General features: G+C 72.3%; 3 protein-coding genes. All 3 read left to right on the top strand.

From position 1 onward, the window contains the following. On the top strand, positions 1-832 hold an 832-nt coding region (locus tag ACYVE9_RS19975), incomplete at its 5' end, for a Gfo/Idh/MocA family protein (RefSeq protein WP_461029256.1). Between the two features lie 413 nt (positions 833-1,245). Further along, positions 1,246-1,740, top strand: coding sequence for a nuclear transport factor 2 family protein (locus tag ACYVE9_RS19970; protein WP_461029255.1), 495 nt, complete (start codon positions 1,246-1,248; stop codon positions 1,738-1,740). Positions 1,741-1,914: 174 nt separating this feature from the next. Continuing rightward, the gene (locus tag ACYVE9_RS19965; RefSeq protein WP_461029254.1) at positions 1,915-3,258 is read left to right on the top strand and encodes an MFS transporter; all 1,344 of its coding nucleotides are present in this window, start codon (positions 1,915-1,917) and stop codon (positions 3,256-3,258) included. Positions 3,259-3,329 lie beyond the last annotated feature (71 nt).

The raw sequence follows: 3,329 nt of genomic DNA, 5'->3' as shown, positions 1-3,329 counted from the left end.
AGCCGACACCGCCCGCACCGTCGGCTGCCGGGCGGTGCACGGCTACCGCCGGCTGCTCGCCGACGACGAGGTGGAGGCCGTGTACGTGCCGCTGCCCGCGGCCCTGCACGCCGACTGGGTGGCGGCGGCCCTCGACGCGGGCAAGCACGTGCTGGCGGAGAAGCCGCTCACCACGGACGTCCGCCGCACCCGGGAGCTGTTCGCCGCGGCCCGCGCGGCCGGGCTCGCCCTGATGGAGAACGTGATGTTCGTCCGGCACGGGCAGCACGAAGCCGTGCGCAAGCTGATCGCGGACGGAACCCTCGGTGAACTCCGCTCCCTGCGAGCGGAGTTCACCGTGCCCGCGCGTCCCGCCGGGGACATCCGGCACCAGCGGGAGCTGGGCGGCGGCACGCTGTGGGACAACGGCGTCTATCCGGTCCGTGCCGCGCTGCACCTCCTCGGGCCCGACCTGCGGGTGCTGGGCGCCGGTCTCACCACGGCGGCGGACACTGGTGTGGACGTCTCCGGGGCCGCCCTGCTCCGCACGCCCGCCGGCGTCACCGCACAGCTCGCCTTCGGCCTCGACCACGCCTACCGCTCGGTCTACGAACTCACCGGCTCCCGGGCCCGGGTCACCGTCGACCGGGCGTTCACCCCGCCCGCCGACCACCGCCCGGTGATCCGCGTCGAGTACGGCGGCGGCACCGACACCCTCACCCTCGACGCGGAGGACCAGGTCTCGGCCACCCTGACCGCCTTCGCGGGCGCGGTCCGCACCGGGTCCTGCCCGGACGCCGCCGACTCCCTGCGGCAGGCGGAAAAACTGGCGGAGATATTGGCGCAAAGCTGACGCCGCTTGACGCCTCGACGTCACCCGACGGCGAATGGCACAGGTTTCCGGAGTTCGGCAAGAATTGACGGGAATTTGTCGAACCTCGCAAAGGCGTGTGAGTTCCCCTCATTATGCTGGGCGGATGTCTGCGTAAAAGGAGGGAAAGCGCGGCGAACGCGCGCCGACGGGTGACGGCGCGGATTCACGGACGTACGTGCGTCTCCGGCTCCTCGCCGAGGCCAAGCCGGCCTGCGTTTTCGTGGCGACCCGGCCGGCCGGAAACGGGAGAGCCACCGAGGCGGGACGCTCGGCGTCCGCCCGGTTCAGCCCGTACTTCGACAGCGGCCCGCCGCTCACCGGAGCGCAGCCCGGGAGGCATCCCCGGGACGCTCCAAGGGGGCCGCCCACGGCCCACCAGACAGGAGCAGACCATGACCTCGGACGTCGACCGACTGCGCACCCGGGTGCGGGAACTGGCTGACCGGGCAGAGATAACCGACCTGGTCAGCCGCTATGTGATCCTGCTCGACACCCAGGACGACCTCGGATTTGACGACTGCTGGCCGCGGTCCGTCTTCACCGAGGACGTGCGACTGGAGTTCCCGCTCGGCACCTTCCAGGGACTCGACGGCCTCGCCGAGTTCCACCACCGGGCCAAGGCCAAGTTCGCCCGCACCCACCATCTGGCCGCCAACCACCTCGTGGAACTGTCCGGCGACACCGCCACCGTGCGCTGCCAGATGCTGGCCACCCATGTCCAGACGGAGCAGGCCCGCGCCCAGGCCGGACCCGACCTGGCCCCGCTGTTCGAGGTGGGCGGCTACTACCTGGCCGAGGCGGTGCGCACCCCGGACGGCTGGCGCTTCCGCAGCTGGACCTGCCGCGTCGTCTGGCACCAGGGCACCGGTCAGGTGCCTCTGGACTGACGCCGGCGCCGAGCGCCCGGCCCGCGACGAACCACGTGCCGGCACGGCAGTCCCGAAGTGACGAAGGCGCTGTTCAGGCGGCGTTGACTTCAACAAGGCTTCAAGTTCTAGCGTGTCGCACATCAGCCTTCCGGTCCGCCCCGAGCCGGGCCCTGCGTATCAGGAGATGAGCGGATGACGAACCACCACCCCACCCCGAAGGCCCGGACGGCAGGCGGCAACCCAGCGGTGCTCGCCGTCATGCTGCTCGCCTCCACCCTGACCGTCATGGCCGGCGCCATCATCGCGCCCGTGCTGGAGGTGATCCGCGGAGACCTCGGACTCAGCGGCACCGCGGCCGGATTCATCATCACCACCCACGGCCTCACCATCGCGCTCGCCAGCCCGCTGGTGGGCCGGCTCATCGACCGGGTCGGGGTGCGCACCCCGCTCGTCGCCGGACTGCTGCTCTACGGCGTGGCGGGCTCCTCGGGCGCCGTCATCGACTCCTACGTCGGGCTGCTGCTCAGCCGGATGGTCTTCGGGCTGGCCGCCGCCGCGGTGTTCGCCGGCACCACCGTGGCCATGCTGGCTCTCTACCGCGGCGCCCAGCGCGACCGGGTGATGGGCTGGCGGTCCACCGCGATGAGCATGGGCGGCATCGTCTGGCCGCTGCTCGGCGGCGCCGTAGGCGGCCTGTCCTGGCACGCCCCCTTCCTGATCTACGCCGTCGGCATCCCGCTCGGCCTGGCCGCCTGGTGGATCCTGCCCCGCACCGACGCCGCCACCGCGTCCGAAGCGGCAGCCGAAGCCGACACCGGTGACGCCGCAGGGCGTGCGGCCACCGACCGCGACGAAGCCCCCGGCGCCCCTGGGCACGCCGAGCACGGCCAAGGCGACCGCGCCGGCATCCTCACCCTGCTGCGCCGCAGCCCCGCGCTGCTCGGGCACTACGCCCTGCTGGTCATCTCCTCGGTGCTGCTGTACGCGCTCGCCATCTTCATGCCCATCCGGCTCGGTGAGGTCGGCGTCAAGGAGCCCTTCCTGGTGGCGCTGGTCAGCATGGCCAGCACGATCGCGATGAGCCTCGTCGGCCTCGTCTACGCCCGGGTCCGTTCCCACCTCGGCTATCCGGCGCTGCTGCGCAGCTCGGCCGGCCTGTGGCTCGGCGCCTTCCTCATCCTGGGCGTCACCAACTCGCCATGGGTGATGGCAGCGGCCATGGGACTGTTCGGACTCGGCCTGGGCATCCTGATGCCCGCCGTCACCGTGCTCATCTCGGACAGCGCGCCCGCCGAGCAGCAGGGCCGGGCGGTCGCCCTCTCCGGCACGGCCAGCTTCGCCGGCCAGTTCGCCTCTCCACTGCTGCTGGGTCCGGTCGTCGACGCCACCTCCACCAAGACGGGGTATCTGGGAGCGGCGGGGCTGGCCGCCGTCGTCCTGCTCGTGCTGCTGGTCGTGCGCATCACCACGCCGGTCGAGCAGGTCGAGTTGGGCACCGACGACGCCGAGCCCCGCGCCGCGACCAAGCCGTCCTGAGGTTCCCGCTCCCGCCCGTACCGCCCGCCCGGCTGCCGCGACACCGCTCCTGACGGTGCTGCGGCAGCCGG

This window comes from Streptomyces sparsus (genome assembly GCF_054776295.1).
This window is presented reverse-complemented; position numbering and strand designations above follow the sequence as displayed.

Excerpts from the sequence above, each read along its gene's own strand:
- ACYVE9_RS19970 (WP_461029255.1), top strand. The coding sequence starts at position 1,246 with ATGACCTCGGACGTCGACCGACTGCGCACCCGGGTGCGGGAACTGGCT.
- ACYVE9_RS19965 (WP_461029254.1), top strand. The coding sequence starts at position 1,915 with ATGACGAACCACCACCCCACCCCGAAGGCCCGGACGGCAGGCGGCAAC.